Below are 1,617 nucleotides of genomic sequence, written 5' to 3'. Positions count from 1 at the left end.
TCTTGCGACAGGCGGTTTTGCACGACCACAGGTGTCTCGAAATACTGAAACTCTGGCGTGCTGCCGAATGTTTCGGCGACGCGGGCATGGAACGCTTCCCCATGCGCTTCTTTGGCATCGGCAGCCGAGTCCCACGTGTAGACGCCTCCGGCGACCCGTGCCTCTGGATCATAGAGATAGTTCTTGCGATGCAGCTTCGGGTGAGCTCGCCAGATTTCCGCGCTTTCTTCGAACAGAGCAATCAAGCGGTCTCTGTCCATGCCTTCGGGAATCTTGAACGTTACGATTTCTGTGATCATGGGCTTTTCTCCAAGTATCGAGCGTCTTTTCCATAGGTAAGCCGCATGGTTTTGGATCGCTGATGTATCAGGTTGTCTGTTCATTCAGTTGGATCGTTCCGTATTCGCTTCAGGGTCGAGGTGCGGTCCCTGGACTGACCTCAGTGACAGTTTGCTTGAGATGGCCAAGCTGAATTTTCAGGGCGAGTTACCATTTGAAACTTGGGTCTGCATTCAATTGCTCCCACAGCACCGCTTGTACTTCCGTCCTGAACCGCAGGGACAGGGGTCGTTGCGGCCGACCTTGGTTCCATGAAACGGCGCTTGTGGTTGGTTTGCGGCCGCCCAAGCCGGGAAGGGGGCAGCCGTGGTCCCGGACTTGGTCCAGGTGTTTAGCGTCAGCACCAGGTTCGGAATAATGTCCGGAGCGTCTTTGGTGAGGGTCTTGATCGATGCCTTGGACAGATCACTTTGTCCTTCGGCGATGTGGTACAGCGCCAGCATCATATTGACCGCAGCGGCTGCCTCTTCGTCACCTCCCTCAACGATCTGCTCCCAGGAATCCGGTCGCAACGCCATCGCCCGCTCGAAGCCACAGCACCAGGTCTCCCAAAGAACCTCCGCGGTCTGATTGTCCTGATCATAGATTGGACCATACTCAAGTGCAGGCGGCATCAAGGACTGAACGACGTCGTTGTAGTGGCGCATCAGCAGGTCGGTGAGATCCTGCACATCTTCAAGTGTGTCCAAGTGCGAGGTGCGACTGCCCCAGACGCAAGGTAGCCATTCCCCGGGCATAATGACCTCGGGACAGACAATGAGCCCGGCGCAAAAGCCATCAAACTCACTCAGGAGCATGCCGTCCTCATCCGTGTGGAACAGGAGCAGCGACTCCAATTGGTCCAGTTCGTCGTCATTCAGCATCGTGTCGTCCAGTAGCTGCTCCCCGTCAGAACCGCTCGACCCACGGCCTGACAGCAACCTCGTTGGTCCATGCGCTCCGGTCTTGCTCAATCAGATGACGGTAGGTCCGGGCAATCGCGTCGGGTCTCAGCATGGACCCCGGTTTATCTTCTGGCTCAACACGTCCGGGATTCAGGATGCCACCATCAATATTTATCCAGGAAACATGGATGCCTTGGGGATGCAGTTCCCGTGCCATGCTCTCGGCAAGACCACGTTGGGCGAATTTGCCCATGGCAAAAGGCGCGGATTGCGGGAAGCCTTTGACCCCAGCGGAGGCCCCCGTGAACAGGATGGTGCCCCGCACACCGTCAATGGGCTCCGCGTTGAGCATGTGCCTGGCCGCGTGCTTGCCTGCAAGGAACGCCCCGATCGC

General features: G+C 57.4%; 3 protein-coding genes. All 3 read right to left on the bottom strand.

What is annotated here, in order from left to right; genetic code table 11:
* On the bottom strand, window positions 1–299 hold a 299-nt coding region (locus MGEO_RS21020; RefSeq protein WP_085641690.1), incomplete at its 3' end, for a hypothetical protein.
* Between the two features lie 213 nt (window positions 300–512).
* On the bottom strand, window positions 513–1,202 hold the full coding sequence (locus MGEO_RS21015; protein ID WP_085641689.1) for a UPF0149 family protein: 690 nt from the start codon (window positions 1,200–1,202) through the stop codon (window positions 513–515).
* Between the two features lie 25 nt (window positions 1,203–1,227).
* The coding region (locus tag MGEO_RS21010; protein ID WP_143746343.1) for an SDR family NAD(P)-dependent oxidoreductase at window positions 1,228–1,617 on the bottom strand (390 nt) is incomplete at its 5' end.

Origin of the sequence: Marivita geojedonensis, assembly GCF_002115805.1 — a bacterium.
GTDB lineage: Bacteria > Pseudomonadota > Alphaproteobacteria > Rhodobacterales > Rhodobacteraceae > Marivita > Marivita geojedonensis.
Note: the sequence above shows the minus strand (reverse complement) of the source record. Positions and strands in the feature narration are given on the sequence as shown.